This is a genomic window from Bacillus sp. BPN334, from assembly GCF_008368885.1.
In the GTDB taxonomy this organism is placed as follows: domain Bacteria; phylum Bacillota; class Bacilli; order Bacillales; family Bacillaceae_G; genus Bacillus_A; species Bacillus_A wiedmannii.
In genome coordinates, this window is sequence record NZ_QOZW01000019.1 from 116,836 (window position 1) to 131,543 (window position 14,708).

Genomic DNA, 14,708 nt, shown 5'->3' on the forward strand with positions numbered 1-14,708 from the left:
TCATAAATTTTTATAATGTAATAAGATTAACATCTTAATAATAGAGGAGGAACCATTCTGGATAAGACCAAAGTTATGGCTTATTTTAGTGCAACGGGTGATATATTCCCTGTTGAAGCAATTACTGACGCCCTAAGTATCGAGCCTACAAGAATTTATAAAAAAGGTGATGTTGTTGCAAGACGTGATAATCCGAATCTTGTATCCACCAAAATCATATATAGAAAAGAGACGGATTGGACTTTAAGCACTGGATACGAAGAATCATACGATATAAATAATCAGTTGCATGTTATTCTAAAATCCCTTGAAAGAAAAACAGAACAATTAAAACATCTTAAGAAGAAATATAGTTTAGAGTTTCTTCTTATGATAGTAATTCAAGTGGAGAATAACGAATCACCCGCGATGTATTTACAAAAAGATATAATTGATTTTGCTAGTTCCATTCAAGCAGAAATTCATTTTGACCTATATATTTTGTAACAATAAAAAACGCTATTGATATTGGAATCAACAGCGTTTTTTATGTGACTATATGTTTTATCTTGCTTGTACCCAAAAGCACATTCTTTTTATATAACTTATTACTTCAATTTTCCCTCAAAAACAATTTTCCTACCACACGGTTCAACTTCTGTTTTGCCGTTTTTCTTCACTTCATGAAAGATTGGCTCTTCCATGCGACGTGATGGCGCATAGCCTTCTCGTTCCATACGTGCTAAGCAGTCTGTAATTGTTTCGTTTTCGAGTACTTCAAATTTCTTTTTATTAGGTTGTTTTGTCATGCCCTAACCTACTTTCTATTTTTCTTGATGCGAATTGATTCTTCATGTAGACCATATATACCATTGCGAGAATTCCCATTATAATCATAACCGCAATAAAAAAGCTTGTATACTGTATTTTTTCTATAAATACGCCTCCTAATACAGGTCCCATAATACTACCTAAACTAAAGGCGATTCCAGATAATATATTACCTGCTGGTAGTAAGTGCCTCGGTAATAAATCTGTCATAAATCCAAGACCTAATGAGAAACACGATCCAATGACCATACCAGCTAACAGCATACAGACAAAAACGATCCAGTAATATTGATCAAATACTGCTGTAAGTAGGAAAATACCCGTACTTACGCTGAACGTCCACGTTAAAATACGATCTCTTCCGTATTTATCACTTAATATACCGAGCGGAATTTGTGTAATAATGCCCCCAACTGCGAACGCTGGTAATAAGAAGGATACATCTGAAACAGACCATCCTTTACGAAGCGCGTATACTGGTAAGTTACTATTTAACATTGCTTCCAGTACACCATATGCAAGCGGTCCTAGTAATGCAATCCATCCTAATCCAACAACTTGTTTATAACGAGAAAATGATGATTCACCCTTCACTTCTCTTTCATCTTGCGCCGGGAATGCATTTTTCGTTGGGAGTAATAAAAGCCAACCTATTAAGCAAAGTATCGTAGATATAATAAATGGCGTTGCAAGACCGTACTGCACAGTGCTTGCTAAATACGGACCAACCGCAAAACCAATTCCGAAGAATACACCGTATATCGATACTTGTCTACCAATTTTACTCGGGTCTGATGTTGTCGTAATCCATGTTTGTGTTCCGACATGAAGCATATGATCTCCGACTCCAACTAGAAATCTAAGAATAAACCATACCCAAAATGAAAAAGTTTGTGTAAAAAAGAATAATGAAATAATAACGAGAAACCCACCAATAACGATAATTGGCTTCATTCCAAACTTTTGCATCGGTTTTTCAAGAAACGGTGAAATAACTAATATCCCAATGTATAATGCCGTCGCATGAATACCGTTAATACTTGAACTAACCCCTTCTTGTTCAAAAATCATTGCAATGGCAGGTAAGAGCATCCCTTGTGACAAACCCGAGATTGCTACAATTCCAACCATAATCCAAAATGTAAAACGCATTGACATCCCTTTCCCTCTCCTTCTCACGCTGTCCACCTTTTATTATAAACTGTTTCTTCAAATGCGTGTACGAATATTCGCAATAAAAAAGAAGCTAAAAGAATGAATCTTTTAGCTTCTTATCCTTCCCATACTTGCGCTTTCACATTGTGGTGAAAGTGCTTGAAATATGGATTTCCATAAAATGATGAGCCATATAAGTATTGCTGTGCACTAGCAATTGGTGGCTGCGGGTATTGCATTTGTAATGGAACTACAGATGGTGAAACTTGCATATACATCGGATCAATAATAAATTTTATATGTTGGTGATGGTTATATGGAGAATGATATATTAAAAGCGGATTATGCATTGACTCTCTCCCCTTATACATACAAATGTTATAGTATATGCAACACTTCTCATTTCGGGGATTATTTCTATTCTAACCAATCTTCTACATGTTTTATAAATACATCTAAACAATCAATAAAAGGCGAATGACCGCAATCCTCTAACACTTTTAACTCTGCATTTGGCAAATGTTTTGCTAATTCCTCACCGACTACTTGCGGTACGACGTAATCTCTGTCACCTTGTATGACGAGTGTCGGAGCTTTAATATGATGAATTTCTTTATTTCCCTCTACAACTCCGTTATGTTCATCCGAAATATTAAATGTAATGAGCGCATAATTCACATCTACGAAATTACGCTGCGTTAACATATCGTCTAAATACTTGTCATAACGGTCCGGTTCAGGTTGATTATGTGTATATATTAATAGATTCCATACTGTACGGTAATATAATTTATTCATATTTTTTATCGCATCTAGCACTGGAGCAATTTGTACGGGATCTTGTGCAACCTCTTCTTTCGTCTTTACTAAACTTGATACGATTGGCTGCCCGTTTATATCTTTTTTAAAAATTGGATATCCCTTCATGCCTACTGATTCTACTAAAATTAACTTTTCAACAAATGTTGGATGATTCGCTGTAAATTGCATCGCAACACCACCGCCCATTGACCAGCCCATTAATGAAAATTTCTCTAGTTTTAATTGATCGATAAATAGTTTTACATCTCTTGCAAAGTCTTGTAATGAATCTATCGATTGATTATATGTTGATTGGCCAAATCCTCTTAAATCAAGAGCGTAAATATGGTATCGATCTTGCAGCTTTTCAATTACTAAATCCCAATGTTGTGACGATGTCATGTTTCCGTGAATGAGTACAAGAATTTCTGTATTTTGCCTTCCAACTTCCTGATACGCAATCGTTTCTCCGTTCGATAGTGAAACAAACTCCATTGTTGCAGGCTTAATCATCACAAGTTCCCCCATTCTAATTAATAGAAAGAAAATTCTTTACTTACTTAAAGAATAACATACAGAATGTACGTTCTCAACATAAAGCCTATACGAAATTTTTACATAACTCAACATGTCTATTACTAGACAATTATAATAAAAAAGTATATAGTTAGCTAGGTAACTAATTTGAAAGGATCAAAATACATGGACGAAAAACAACATTTTTTTCACATTGTCAGCCAGACTTCTCGAAAATTCACAAAGAAATTTAATGAACGCGTATCTCCAACTGGGCTATTCAGTGCGCAATGGGCTGTTATTTTCCGCATTAATCAAACCGGTTCTTGTACGCAAACAGAATTGTGCCAATACTTAAATGTTGAATCACCAACGATGACTCGTACGTTAACACGTATGGAAACGATGGGTTGGATTATTCGTACAGAAGGAAAAGATCGTCGTGAGAAGCTCATTTCTTTATCAGAAACAGCGATAAAAATGATTCCGGTATGGCAAGAAGAAGTTGATACTTTCGAAGAAAAAACACTAGAAGATATTAACGAAGATGATTTACATCAAGCATTTGAAGTGTTACAAAAAATCATTAAAAATTTAGATTAAATTGGAGGGATGACGATGCAAAGTGAGAAACTTTGGACAAAGGATTTCCTCGGAACTTGTTTTAGTAGTCTATTTCTCTTCTTAACATTCTATATGCTTATGACTACTCTGCCTGTCTATGTAATAGACGGCCTAAAAGGAAAACCTGAGGAAATTGGTTTAGTTGCAACTGTTTTTCTTATTTCATCTGTTTTATGTAGACCATTTACAGGAAAATGGCTCGATGAATTAGGGAGAAAGAAAATTTTATTTATTTCACTTTCATTATTTTTAGCTGCTACCGTTATGTATTTCGGTGCACAAAGTTTATTTTTATTACTTGCCCTTCGCTTCTTACATGGTATTGGGTTCGGTATGGCAACAACAGCCACAGGAACAATTGTAACTGATGTTGCGCCAGCTCATAGACGAGGCGAAGCACTTGCATATTTCGGCGTATTCATGAGTCTGCCTATGGTAATTGGTCCTTTTTTAGGTTTAACAATTATTTCTCATTTTTCATTTACTGTACTATTTATCGTTTGTTCCGTATTTTCATTACTTGCATTTTTATTAGGACTACTTGTAAATATTCCGCATGAAGTACCAGTGAGCAAACAAAAACGAGAAAAAATGAAATGGAAGGACTTAATTGAACCATCCTCTATTCCGATTGCTCTGACAGGATTTGTTTTAGCCTTTTCTTATAGTGGTATTTTATCCTTTATTCCTATTTATGCGAAAGAAATCGGTTTAGGAGAAGTTGCTAGTTACTTCTTTATTGTATACGCACTCGTTGTTGTAATTTCTCGTCCATTTACAGGAAAGATTTTTGATCGCTTCGGTGAAAATGTACTTGTTTACCCAGCTATTATTATTTTCACAATTGGGATGTTCATTTTAAGTCAAGCACAAACTCCGTTTTGGTTCCTTGGCGCAGGTATGTTAATCGGTTTAGGTTACGGAACATTAATTCCAAGTTTCCAAACGATTGCGATCTCTGCCGCTGCAAACCATCGACGTGGTTCTGCGACAGCTACGTACTTCTCATTCTTTGATAGCGGTCTCGGTTTTGGTTCTTTCATTTTAGGTATCGTCGCAGCGAAATCAAGTTACCATAATATGTATTTTATCGCAGCTATTATCGTTGCTTTCACTTTACTTCTCTATTATGGATTACACGGACGAAAACAAAAATTCAAGAAACAACATACAGACGGAAAAGTTTCCGCTTAACACGAATAAGGAAAGTAAACTTCCCCGTTTACTTTCCTTATTTTGTATTTCTTTCACTAGAAGCGTATACTTATAATAATAGAAATAAAAAGGAGGGACCGATATGAAACTTAAAAAATCTCCCCTACTCTTACTCATAATCACATTTATATTTGTAATTACAGGGCTCGGTTTTACATACTTCAAACATAATAAAACAATCCCATCGAAAAATAACGTGACGAAGAAAAATTGGTTAGATGATCCGTACTTACGTTGGTCGTACACACATATGAAAGAATTCACTTTAATTAACGAGGTAAAACATAACCCGGATCACGTTTCTAATTTCTCTACCACATCGCAAAACTTAGACGATTTTGCTGTGGAGCGTAGATTTGGAAATACAACTCCTCTAAAAAAACTTTTAGACGATAACAAAACGGATGCTTTTGTCGTGGTACACAATGGACAACTTGTTTATGAACGATATTTCAATGGATATAACGAGAGTGAACCTCATGGCATGGCATCATTAGCGAAGGTCTTTACTGGTGCAATTATACAATCTCTCGCTGAAGAAAATCGTATTGACTTAGAAAAAACAGCTGACGCATATATAAAAGAATTAAAAAATACACCGTTCGGTAATGCCACACTTCAGCAATTAATGGACATGCAAGTTTCTGTAGAATATCCTACTCACGGATACGAACATCCAGCGTTAGAAAATCAAGATGCACAACTATATTTAGCGAGCAATATTTTACCTAGAGGTAAAAACTACGACGGTCCGATGAAAATTTATGATATGTTACGAGAAGCAGAAGAAACTGCATCGCCTGGTTCCGATTTTTCTTACGATAACGGATCAGCGGAAACACTCGCTTGGGTTATTCGAACGATCACTGGTAAATCATTAGCGGATAATGTTAACGAGCGCATATGGTCTCAAATTGGTATGGAAGAAAATGCTTATTACGTCACCGATGAAACAAAAGTTGAACAAGCTAGCGCTGGTTTAAATGCAACTGCTAGAGATATGGCTAGATTCGGGCAATTACTATTAAACAACGGGGAATATAACGGAAAACAAATTCTCCCTTCTTCTATTACTGAAGATATAAAAAATGTCCAAGAAGGTGAACTTGCAGTTGGCCCTGGAGCTTCCATTTCTTATCATAATCAATGGTGGATTCCGCACAATGAACAAGGTGCTTTCGAAGTGTTAGGCAGTTACGGACAAACACTTTACATCGATCCGAAAGCAAATATGGTCATTGTCCACTTCTCTTCTAACGCTACGCCAAGTAATGAAATACATTCAGTTTACTCAAATATGTATATTGATATTGCACATCATTTAGAGAAGCTTCCACAGTAGTGGAAGCTTTTTCTTATTGGGGTGTTTATTTTAATAAATCTCCTCATCACGATTATTCTTTTCTTATTCATACGTGAATTTTTTATTAACAATCCAATAATTTGTTAAGAAGAGTGTCAATAAGATCCAAATAATCGTTAGTAGTACATTGACCACTGCGGTTGCATTCACTCCCCCCGTGACTAACATTTCCATTGCATGTTTACTCATACTGGCTGGATTAACCTGATCTATTATTGGATTCAAACCGACAATTATTCTACAAGCTAAAAGAAAAACAATTGAAATTAGCGCAATAATACCTTGAGTTTGAAAAATAGCACTTATCATTATTGTGAAAGATACGATAAAAAGAACCCAAATTAAATAAAATAGTAATCCAGTAATCATGTGCAAAAACGGAACAGCAGTAAAAAGGTAGTTTATATATAGATAAGAAGTAAAGTACCCAATCATTACACTGAACGCTACTATTACATAATTTGATACTATTTTCCCCGCTATATATGAAGTAACCGTAACAGGTCTTGTTAAAATAAAGGCCAACATACCGTTGGCTTTATCTGTTTGAATGGCACCCATCATAGAAATTACTAGAATCATAAGTCCGAGCTGATCAAACTGAGACCCCAAAGTACTTGCTAGTACTTCGCCTCCTTGTTGTGCTGTCATACTCGGATCGATGGTAATCCCCTGCCCTCCACCTAATGATCCTAAAATGGATGGCAAGTAATGCGTTACTATTGGCTGTGTTGCCCCTAAAAATATAAAAACAATTGGTAGCCAAATCATCTTAAAATCACGTATCATTTGAACACATTCTTTTTTTATCAACACCATTAGATTATTCATTTTTGCACCACCAATTTCAAGAAAATTTCTTCTAAAGTATCGTTGTTTATTTCAAATTTAACGATGTCCACTTTATGCTCGAGTGCATTTTGCAGTAACATATTTTTATTCATTTCGATACTTTCAACCTTCACTTTGACTTTAAGCCCAATCACTTCTACGTCCTTCACATAGGGCAACTTTTTTACAACGTCAATCCACTTTCGATCTTTAGCTGTGATTTCAATGATTAACTTATTTTCGCTATTACGGTGTAAAAGCTGAGTAATTGTTGTATCTTCTATTTTTGTACCATCTTTAATCATGACAAATCGTTCACAGATTTCTTCTGCATCACTTAATATATGGGTTGATAATAAAATGGTTGTATCTTTTTTTATTTCTTCAATGAGATTTAATACTTCCCTTCTGCCAATTGGATCTAATGCAGATACTGGTTCATCCATGACAATAAGCGAAGGCTTATGTAATAATGCTTGTGCAATACCAAGTCTCTGTTTCATTCCCCCAGAAAAGGTACTCACCTTTGAACCATCTGCCCCACTTAATCCAACTTTCTCCAAAATTTTTGGTATCGACTTTGACAATGCTTCTTTTTTCATCCCTGAAAGTTGCCCCATAAACATTAGGGTTTCTCGCGCCGTCATCCAATGAAAGAAATTAGGGTACTGCGGTAAGTAGCCAATTTCCCTTTTCATTTTTGATATTTTTACCCCATTCAATAACACTTCACCAACATCTGGATTAATAATATCTGAAATCACTTTTATTAATGTAGATTTCCCTGCCCCATTTGGTCCGATTAACCCTACACATTCCCCTGATTGCAGTTCCATCGAGAAAGTATTGACAGCAATTTTTCCTTTAAATGATTTTGTTACATTTCTAATCTCTAATTTCATAATTTCTCACCGTCCTTTCTCCCTATAACAAAGTACAGAATAGGTCCCAATACGTTAACAAAGATAATAATTAGCGTCCATGCAAATACATTTTTTCTTGTTTTTCTATTTCGATATAAATCAATTAATGCAATGAAAACTAAAAGTGCCCCCACTGCAATAACCGGCAATATTATCGGGAGAAACGCCATAATATCCATGTCTTTAAGATCATTCCATCCATAATGTAGTTGCATTTTTATCATTCCTTCCTAAACTCATTATCATTATTGATAATAATAATGATAAATCAAGAGCAGATGCATTGCAAACATTATTCTCATTATTTATAATGAGAATAAATAATGAATAAGGTGATATATAGTGAGTAATAAAGTTGAAATCTTAATGCATCCAGTAAGAATGAAGATTTGCCAAGTATTAATGAGAAATAAAAAAGATGGACTAACACCATTAGAAATGGTAAAAATCATTAAAAATGTACCACAAGCAACACTATATAGACAGCTACAAACTATGGTTGATTCTGGTATTGTCCATGTAATTAACGAAAAAAAGGTAAAATCTGTTTCTGAAAAATATTACGCAATCAATGAAGAAGATACAAAAATTGAAGGAAGTGAGTGGAAAGGATTATCTGATGATGACAAGTTAAACTACATTTCTTATTACCAGTTATCACTTATGACACAATATCAAAGTTACCTTAAGAAATTAGAGGAACAAAACAGTCAAGAAGATAAGGCTACTTTTTCTGTTGTGGAATTAAAGCTCGATGAAGAACACTTTGGAAAATTTCAAAACGAACTTAACGAATTAATGATTAAGTACTATAATAACCAAAGTAAAGACAACGAAATAGAGGCTCCGGTTCGGACTGTCGCTATTACAATTATTCCAGAAACGTAAACTAACTCAATATAAATAATACAAGCCGATGTTTCCTATGTTAAGGAAACATCGGCTATCTTCATTTCAAAAATTGTTTAGCTTCTGTTTTAACTTCTGCTGTAAGGCTAGCGAAAAAACTGATTTAGAATTCGAATGTGCTTAAAGCCCTTGTCTTTCTTTTATTAAATGAACTCTTTTTTCATGTTACTCTCTTACCATCCACACTCTCTCCAAACACTTTTAAAAAAGAAGCATGGGTAAACTAATAAATATAAATTAGGAATCCACCAAGAAATATCGGAATCTAAACGGATTGTCCAAAATGCTAGAGCTTGTAATCCTGAACAAAAAGTTAAAATTAATGATAAGAATGCAAAGTGACTCCAAATATGTTTTTGTTTAGAATGTAAATACATGAGCATAGCCCTGTTGTTCCCTCTTATTAAAGGAGGAACTATTATGGGATTTGGTGGTAGTTGCGATTTTACTGAAGGTTTTACTTTATTAGTTGTATTGTTTATTTTATTAATCATCGTCGGAGCTGCTTGCTTCTGCTAAAAAACTATAAGAAAAGACACTCTTATCATAGTGTCTTTTCTATTCTCTTTAAAGAATGTATATCGACCTCATAATTATTCCCATATGGTCTAAGCGCCGAAAGTTCTTCCTTTGGCCCATAAAATAATACTTTCAAATCATCATCTTTATACTGAACTACAAAGAAGTCATCAAATTGGTCAAATGTGTTTTGATTGATCGTGATAAACCCTTTTTCTTGGGCAGTTGTTTTAACACTTATTCTTCTCCCATCTTTAATGACATCATATCCATGCTGATTAGTCACTTTGGATAGCTCACCATTTGTGTAAAGAACACAAAAAAATTCACCTAGACGACCTATAAGATGCCTTAATTCAGTCGCCTTACAACCAAGAACATTCATCTCAAATCGTAACATTTCAAAGTATGCCTCATATAACTTTTTGATTTGTGAGATTCCTATTTTATCCTTATCCTTATAAAAAAGAAGTTTACCATTATCCCACTCACCTACAACAGATTCACAATCTGCCCCTTTAGGTTTGTGAAAAACTAATCCTGTATAAGGATAATTTTCACCTACATATCTATAAGTTTTTTTATTTATATATATAAACAGATTTTTATTAAACACTCTCCCTTTGTTATAACGGTTATAACAATAATCAGCAGGATTAATACTCCCCGGTTTCGTATTAAATTTTGTTATTAATCTGTCCTTTATCTCTGCAAATGTTACAGTATCGCCTATTTTTTCTTTAAGAGCCTCTATAAATTGCTCATAAATAGTCAATGTAATCCTCTCCTCATGCTTATCAATATTTTTAGCCATAGTACAACCTTTACTCTATAATTTGACCCGATTGTAGAATAACGTAACCGATGTTTTTAACTTTTTTATATAACCATCTATATAAATTTTACATTTAATTACTTAAATTTCATAGCCTAATAGAGTAAAATATAAATTGGAGAATTTTATTAAAAATAAAGATAATACTCCATTAAGAGCTCTTTTTATTTAGGAAACGCGTCTTTTTTATATTGGCTTTTTAAATAAGGTAAACGTGAAGAAGCATTATAAAAAACAGGACAATAATATTAAATTGACTTCCATTCGAAGGAGTTTAAGCTTTGCATGTATGACTATTTGGTTGAGCAATCGATATGTTGTGCTGAAACGTCAATATATAAAAAAGGATCTCTCTTGATAAAGAGAGATCCTTTTTTTACTTCTTCTTCTTTTCTGTCGGTTGGCTTTGTTTAGCGAAATTAGATGAATCATCGAAATTCGGTTGCTTTTTACCAGCATTATTACTTCTACCTTTTCCCATATGTAATGCACCTCCTCTCATCCTTACTATTCCCTATAAAAAAATCCTCTTGCATCCAGGAGGATTTTTTTATTGTCTCTTATTAATCATACCCAACTGTTCTCGTAGTACTTCCAACACTCCCGGTTCTGCCATACCATTTTGGATAGTTTTAACCATAGCGTTGATGGTAATTATCATATTCAGCTTGATAAAGAACAGCTTACGAATGAATTTGATATTGGCCATGAATTAGCATGTATCATCCTTTCTAAAAAACAAAAAAAAACACTATCCCTCCTCATGTTTTTACAGAAAGAATAGCGTTTTTTTTCATTTTAATGGTATTACTTGATAGTAATGTATATCCCTATGAAAACTAATATAGAAATAACATCAATAAACTTGTAACAATCCCGACCCAAATGCAGAGAATGAAACAATAACCCATAATATCTTTAATTTTCAATCCCAGTACTCCTAAAAGAGGTAGTGCCCAGAACGGCTGAATTAAATTTGTCCATGCGTCCCCCCATCCTACCGCCATAGCGATAGTAGCCGGATCTACACCTAACTTCAATCCTGCAGGGACCTGCAGTGGCCCTTGCAAAGCCCATTGCCCCCCGCCAGATGGTGCCAATAAGTTCACCAATCCCGCTGACCAATATGTAAATATATCAAATGTATCCTTTGACGCAATAGATGCCATCCATTGAATGATTGAGCTCCCCAATCCTGAACTACCTAAAACAGCGATAATCCCCGCATAAAATGGAAACTGTAAGATAATTGGAGAAATGGATTGCGCAGATTCTTTGAATCCTTGCGCAAAGTTGCCAAGAGAACCATGCAAGAGTAAACCAAGTGATAAGAAAAACAAATTAATGATATTTAAATCTAAACTATGGCTGTTCATGAATTCATAAACACAATACAACGTGCCAATTCCGCCTAATACTATTCCTAGAACCGGTGTCCATTCCAGTTTTTCCGCAGCAGTTAAATTCTTTTGAGGAGGTTTTACAAAAGAATTTGTATCTGTTTCGATTGCTTTATAGCTGATAATCCCACTTTTTGGAGCCATAAGGACAATAATAATTGGCATCGTGATGAATAAAATGAAAAAAATAATTAAAGTAGAGTAACTAAAAATTGTTTGTGAGGTAGGAATAATTCCAATCATATCTACAAGAAAATGATCCTTTGTGGCAATTGTCAGGCCAATAGAACTGGAGAGACCTGCGCTATATAAGGCTGTCGGAGCGTAAGCAGCAGCTACAAGTAATGGAAAATGTGCATTCGGATTCTTTTTCGCTACTTCCTTCGCAATGATCGCTCCCACAACTACGGCTAGTCCCCAATTAATATAGTATGCAATTGCACTGATCAAAAATGTCATCGTATAAGCCTTTTGGGGTGTATCGGCTAACTTTGCAACGGACTGCAAGCCTCTATTAATAAAAGGGACAGAAGCTAGCGTCATCCCTGTAACCATTAATAATACCATTTGCATAGTAAACGTTAAATAAGTCCAAAACCCATCCCCCCAAGATTTTACGATTTTGTACGGATTTGAGGGATTCATCAATAAAGCTATAATGAAAGTAAATAAAGTTAGCAACACAGCAATAACAAAGGCATCTGGAACATATTTCTGAGACCATCTCGAAAATACAGTTGCACATCGTGTAAGCAATGATTCTTTCTTTCCTGGTTCTGGATTTGTCTCCAATAAAGAATGTTTCATAAATATTCTCCTTTCTAAACTTTAATAAGGTAAATATAAATAACATTCCACAAAAGAAAATAAAATCCTTTTGCACTTGCTGCATACTAATCAACTAGAGTTACACTCAGATGCCGTTACTTTCACCCTCTCATTAACGATTGATTCCCACGGACGTGGTACCCTCGTATTAATAAATATCATTTTATGTTCATTTCCAATTAACTTTATAAACGAAACAAGTTGCTCAGTAGTAAAGGCTCCATTTGTATCTAATCCAACAATGAAATAGTTTCCTAAATTCGTTTCATTTTTTAACTCTTTAACTACAAGCATTATTATTTTAAATCCACAGGAATAACCAATTTCAAAACAAAATTAACAATACTAATTGGCGGACAACCATTTACAATTCTTCAGGGATGGTTGTCTATCGAAGTTAGCGCAAACGGACGTAACTTTCAGATAATCAATACGTATTTAGAGCCGTTTTCTCCCCCTGTTCAAGTTGCTCAAGGGAACGAATCACTAACAGGACCAGCCAATACAAATCTACCGCTAATCCTTCTAGAAAATTCAAATTCAAGTGCTAACGGAACCAGTTCACCAACATATAGAAATTTCATCACGATATTGTATTAATTCAGCTTCTTATCTTAATAAAAAAATGTATTTCAATTTATAATTTTAATAGAAGGCATAGATTAAGTAGGAGGAGGTACTTTGAGGATAGCGCCTTTTCTTTATAAAAACTCAAAATGCTGGCATTGTTAATATTTTCGTTCCATCTGGTGGTGGTCAATGGGCTGTGCAAGCACCAATTATGATTCCAGCTGGCGCTGAACTTGGTGTACCTGCTGCAAAAACAGCAATGGCAATTGCGTGGGGCGATGCTTGGACGAACTTGATTCAACCGTTCTGGGCATTACCGGCATTAGCGATAGCTGGTTTAGGTGCTCGTGATATTATGGGATTTTACGTCGTTAACTTACTATATGCAGGATTTATCATTAGTCTATGTTTCTTATTTATTTAAAACAAAAAGCTAGTTTTATACTAGCTTTTTTACATAATAAATCACTTATTTCCCACGCAATTTATTACGGTCTCCCACTCCATCTCCGTAAGATGTAACGCCTCAAATGAAAAAAAGTCTTCACATACTTTTTCAATTACATGTGGATTTTTCTTAAGGAAATTCCACTGTAACGCTTTAGGAAGAAAATACGTTTCATATTCTTTACTTCCTCTTACTACCTCATCCACTTCTCTTTCACAAATTCCTCTTATTAAATAATCATTCCTTAATTGAATCTGTATTTGTTGAAACATTTCACTACATTTCTTCAATTGGATTAAACAATTAATATATGTACGAAAAAGTTCATTATCATACTGACAATACTTTATAATACGTTCCATTTCATTCATAATGAACGAGCCTTTTCTTCTATGTGTAATAACCACTTTTCCCGCTTCTCTACTTTACTCGTTTTCACAGATTGAAAAACAGATCGTTTTATATCGCGAATGCCGCAAAAACGTAACACACCTCGCTTCATCATAATCCAATCGGCTGATCGATATAATAGTGCGACGTACCATAATGGCGAGTCTAACGTATTAATTACCCATGCCTTCTTCCCTTTCAATAAGCCTTTCGGCAGGGCTCCTTCATATTTATAAGCAAATCCAGCTACGAAAATGCGATCAATAAACCCCTTTAAAATAGCAGGCATCCCCCACCACCATATCGGATATATAAAGAGAAGCATATCCGCTTCTTCCACTAACGTTCTGTACCGAGCTGTCTCTTCTTCATGTACTAAATCACGTCTTTTCTTCTCTTCATTAAATACAAGGACTGGATCAAATTGTTCCTTATATAAATCAAGTACCGTAACCGAATGATCTGTTTCTTGTAATCCTTTTTGTACATGCTTTAATATCGCCGCGTTAAAACTGGAAGGACTAGGATGAGCGTATACAATTAGTACGTTCACTACAAAACAACTCCCTCT

The 14,708-nt window shown here is 34.8% G+C and carries 17 protein-coding genes and 3 pseudogenes; 7 read left to right on the forward strand and 13 right to left on the reverse strand.

Annotated features, from left to right (window positions below):
- Positions 1-75: 75 nt before the first annotated feature.
- On the forward strand, positions 76-486 hold the full coding sequence (locus DN393_RS26225) for a DUF4279 domain-containing protein (protein WP_064475832.1): 411 nt from the start codon (positions 76-78) through the stop codon (positions 484-486).
- Between the two features lie 101 nt (positions 487-587).
- On the opposite strand, the gene DN393_RS26230 is transcribed toward DN393_RS26225, so the two are convergent.
- The 4 genes from DN393_RS26230 to phaZ all read right to left on the reverse strand — a co-directional run bounded on the left by DN393_RS26230 (position 588) and on the right by phaZ (position 3,294).
- The gene (locus tag DN393_RS26230) at positions 588-788 is read right to left on the reverse strand and encodes an NETI motif-containing protein (RefSeq protein WP_064475833.1); all 201 of its coding nucleotides are present in this window, start codon (positions 786-788) and stop codon (positions 588-590) included.
- The gene (locus tag DN393_RS26235) at positions 772-1,968 is read right to left on the reverse strand and encodes an MFS transporter (RefSeq protein WP_064475834.1); all 1,197 of its coding nucleotides are present in this window, start codon (positions 1,966-1,968) and stop codon (positions 772-774) included. The genes DN393_RS26230 and DN393_RS26235 overlap by 17 nt, the downstream gene beginning before the upstream one ends.
- 113 nt (positions 1,969-2,081) lie before the next feature.
- The gene (locus DN393_RS26240) at positions 2,082-2,315 is read right to left on the reverse strand and encodes a hypothetical protein (protein WP_064475835.1); all 234 of its coding nucleotides are present in this window, start codon (positions 2,313-2,315) and stop codon (positions 2,082-2,084) included.
- Positions 2,316-2,382: 67 nt separating this feature from the next.
- Entirely contained in the window at positions 2,383-3,294 is a 912-nt protein-coding gene (phaZ, locus tag DN393_RS26245) for an intracellular short-chain-length polyhydroxyalkanoate depolymerase (RefSeq protein ID WP_141669121.1), read from the reverse strand.
- Positions 3,295-3,468: 174 nt separating this feature from the next.
- Between phaZ and DN393_RS26250 the strand changes: the two genes are divergently transcribed.
- From DN393_RS26250 to DN393_RS26260, 3 genes are all read left to right on the forward strand, one after another.
- Positions 3,469-3,885 (forward strand): MarR family winged helix-turn-helix transcriptional regulator, encoded by a 417-nt coding sequence (locus DN393_RS26250; RefSeq protein WP_064475837.1) that lies wholly within the window; start codon positions 3,469-3,471, stop codon positions 3,883-3,885.
- A 15-nt stretch (positions 3,886-3,900) separates the two neighbouring features.
- Positions 3,901-5,100 carry an MFS transporter gene (locus DN393_RS26255; RefSeq protein ID WP_001190340.1) on the forward strand — a complete coding sequence of 400 codons (1,200 nt, stop codon included), beginning with the start codon at positions 3,901-3,903 and terminating at the stop codon, positions 5,098-5,100.
- A 103-nt stretch (positions 5,101-5,203) separates the two neighbouring features.
- The gene (locus DN393_RS26260; protein ID WP_064475838.1) at positions 5,204-6,463 is read left to right on the forward strand and encodes a serine hydrolase domain-containing protein; all 1,260 of its coding nucleotides are present in this window, start codon (positions 5,204-5,206) and stop codon (positions 6,461-6,463) included.
- 63 nt (positions 6,464-6,526) lie between these two features.
- Here DN393_RS26260 and DN393_RS26265 read toward each other — a convergent pair whose 3' ends face one another.
- Genes DN393_RS26265 through DN393_RS26275 form a run of 3 tightly spaced genes read right to left on the reverse strand, consistent with a single transcriptional unit; the run spans position 6,527 to position 8,453 of the window.
- Complete coding sequence (locus DN393_RS26265) at positions 6,527-7,315, reverse strand: ABC transporter permease subunit (protein ID WP_149174092.1); 789 nt, start codon at positions 7,313-7,315, stop codon at positions 6,527-6,529.
- Entirely contained in the window at positions 7,312-8,217 is a 906-nt protein-coding gene (locus tag DN393_RS26270; RefSeq protein ID WP_064475840.1) for an ABC transporter ATP-binding protein, read from the reverse strand. The genes DN393_RS26265 and DN393_RS26270 overlap by 4 nt, the downstream gene beginning before the upstream one ends.
- On the reverse strand, positions 8,214-8,453 hold the full coding sequence (locus DN393_RS26275) for a PLD nuclease N-terminal domain-containing protein (protein ID WP_064475841.1): 240 nt from the start codon (positions 8,451-8,453) through the stop codon (positions 8,214-8,216). Before DN393_RS26275 ends, DN393_RS26270 begins: the two co-directional genes overlap by 4 nt.
- Before the next feature lie 127 nt (positions 8,454-8,580).
- Here DN393_RS26275 and DN393_RS26280 point away from each other — a divergent pair, with 127 nt between their 5' ends.
- Positions 8,581-9,126 (forward strand): transcriptional regulator, encoded by a 546-nt coding sequence (locus DN393_RS26280; protein WP_149174093.1) that lies wholly within the window; start codon positions 8,581-8,583, stop codon positions 9,124-9,126.
- Positions 9,127-9,320: 194 nt separating this feature from the next.
- On the opposite strand, the pseudogene DN393_RS26285 reads toward DN393_RS26280, so the two are convergent.
- Positions 9,321-9,524, reverse strand: a pseudogene (locus DN393_RS26285) (DUF5360 family protein); the annotation flags it as partial.
- Positions 9,525-9,567: 43 nt separating this feature from the next.
- Between DN393_RS26285 and DN393_RS26290 the strand changes: the two are divergent.
- Positions 9,568-9,666 carry a YjcZ family sporulation protein gene (locus tag DN393_RS26290; protein WP_081257294.1) on the forward strand — a complete coding sequence of 33 codons (99 nt, stop codon included), beginning with the start codon at positions 9,568-9,570 and terminating at the stop codon, positions 9,664-9,666.
- 25 nt (positions 9,667-9,691) lie between these two features.
- On the opposite strand, the gene DN393_RS26295 is transcribed toward DN393_RS26290, so the two are convergent.
- From DN393_RS26295 to DN393_RS26305, 3 genes and pseudogenes are all read right to left on the reverse strand, one after another.
- Positions 9,692-10,441, reverse strand: a complete 750-nt coding sequence (locus DN393_RS26295) for a DUF7225 domain-containing protein (RefSeq protein WP_103655729.1) — start codon at positions 10,439-10,441, stop codon at positions 9,692-9,694.
- Between the two features lie 899 nt (positions 10,442-11,340).
- Positions 11,341-12,708 carry a short-chain fatty acid transporter gene (locus DN393_RS26300; RefSeq protein ID WP_098101590.1) on the reverse strand — a complete coding sequence of 456 codons (1,368 nt, stop codon included), beginning with the start codon at positions 12,706-12,708 and terminating at the stop codon, positions 11,341-11,343.
- 105 nt (positions 12,709-12,813) lie between these two features.
- Positions 12,814-13,017: pseudogene (locus tag DN393_RS26305) on the reverse strand (SGNH/GDSL hydrolase family protein); the annotation flags it as partial.
- A gap of 427 nt (positions 13,018-13,444) precedes the next feature.
- On the opposite strand from DN393_RS26305, the pseudogene DN393_RS26315 reads away from it, so the two are divergent.
- Positions 13,445-13,723: pseudogene (locus DN393_RS26315) on the forward strand (TIGR00366 family protein); the annotation flags it as partial.
- A gap of 41 nt (positions 13,724-13,764) precedes the next feature.
- Here DN393_RS26315 and DN393_RS26320 read toward each other — a convergent pair.
- Both DN393_RS26320 and DN393_RS26325 read right to left on the reverse strand, forming a co-directional pair.
- Complete coding sequence (locus DN393_RS26320; RefSeq protein ID WP_064475843.1) at positions 13,765-14,118, reverse strand: hypothetical protein; 354 nt, start codon at positions 14,116-14,118, stop codon at positions 13,765-13,767.
- Positions 14,115-14,690: an NAD(P)H-dependent oxidoreductase gene (locus DN393_RS26325; RefSeq protein WP_064475844.1), complete on the reverse strand. Its 576-nt coding sequence runs from the start codon at positions 14,688-14,690 to the stop codon at positions 14,115-14,117. The genes DN393_RS26320 and DN393_RS26325 overlap by 4 nt, the downstream gene beginning before the upstream one ends.
- Between the last annotated feature and the right edge of the window lie 18 nt (positions 14,691-14,708).

Excerpts from the sequence above, each read along its gene's own strand:
- DN393_RS26225 (WP_064475832.1), top strand. The coding sequence starts at position 76 with ATGGCTTATTTTAGTGCAACGGGTGATATATTCCCTGTTGAAGCAATT.
- DN393_RS26230 (WP_064475833.1), bottom strand. The coding sequence starts at position 788 with ATGACAAAACAACCTAATAAAAAGAAATTTGAAGTACTCGAAAACGAA.
- DN393_RS26235 (WP_064475834.1), bottom strand. The coding sequence starts at position 1,968 with ATGTCAATGCGTTTTACATTTTGGATTATGGTTGGAATTGTAGCAATC.
- DN393_RS26240 (WP_064475835.1), bottom strand. The coding sequence starts at position 2,315 with ATGCATAATCCGCTTTTAATATATCATTCTCCATATAACCATCACCAA.
- phaZ (WP_141669121.1), bottom strand. The coding sequence starts at position 3,294 with ATGGGGGAACTTGTGATGATTAAGCCTGCAACAATGGAGTTTGTTTCA.
- DN393_RS26250 (WP_064475837.1), top strand. The coding sequence starts at position 3,469 with ATGGACGAAAAACAACATTTTTTTCACATTGTCAGCCAGACTTCTCGA.
- DN393_RS26255 (WP_001190340.1), top strand. The coding sequence starts at position 3,901 with ATGCAAAGTGAGAAACTTTGGACAAAGGATTTCCTCGGAACTTGTTTT.
- DN393_RS26260 (WP_064475838.1), top strand. The coding sequence starts at position 5,204 with ATGAAACTTAAAAAATCTCCCCTACTCTTACTCATAATCACATTTATA.
- DN393_RS26265 (WP_149174092.1), bottom strand. The coding sequence starts at position 7,315 with ATGAATAATCTAATGGTGTTGATAAAAAAAGAATGTGTTCAAATGATA.
- DN393_RS26270 (WP_064475840.1), bottom strand. The coding sequence starts at position 8,217 with ATGAAATTAGAGATTAGAAATGTAACAAAATCATTTAAAGGAAAAATT.
- DN393_RS26275 (WP_064475841.1), bottom strand. The coding sequence starts at position 8,453 with ATGCAACTACATTATGGATGGAATGATCTTAAAGACATGGATATTATG.
- DN393_RS26290 (WP_081257294.1), top strand. The coding sequence starts at position 9,568 with ATGGGATTTGGTGGTAGTTGCGATTTTACTGAAGGTTTTACTTTATTA.
- DN393_RS26300 (WP_098101590.1), bottom strand. The coding sequence starts at position 12,708 with ATGAAACATTCTTTATTGGAGACAAATCCAGAACCAGGAAAGAAAGAA.
- DN393_RS26320 (WP_064475843.1), bottom strand. The coding sequence starts at position 14,118 with ATGAATGAAATGGAACGTATTATAAAGTATTGTCAGTATGATAATGAA.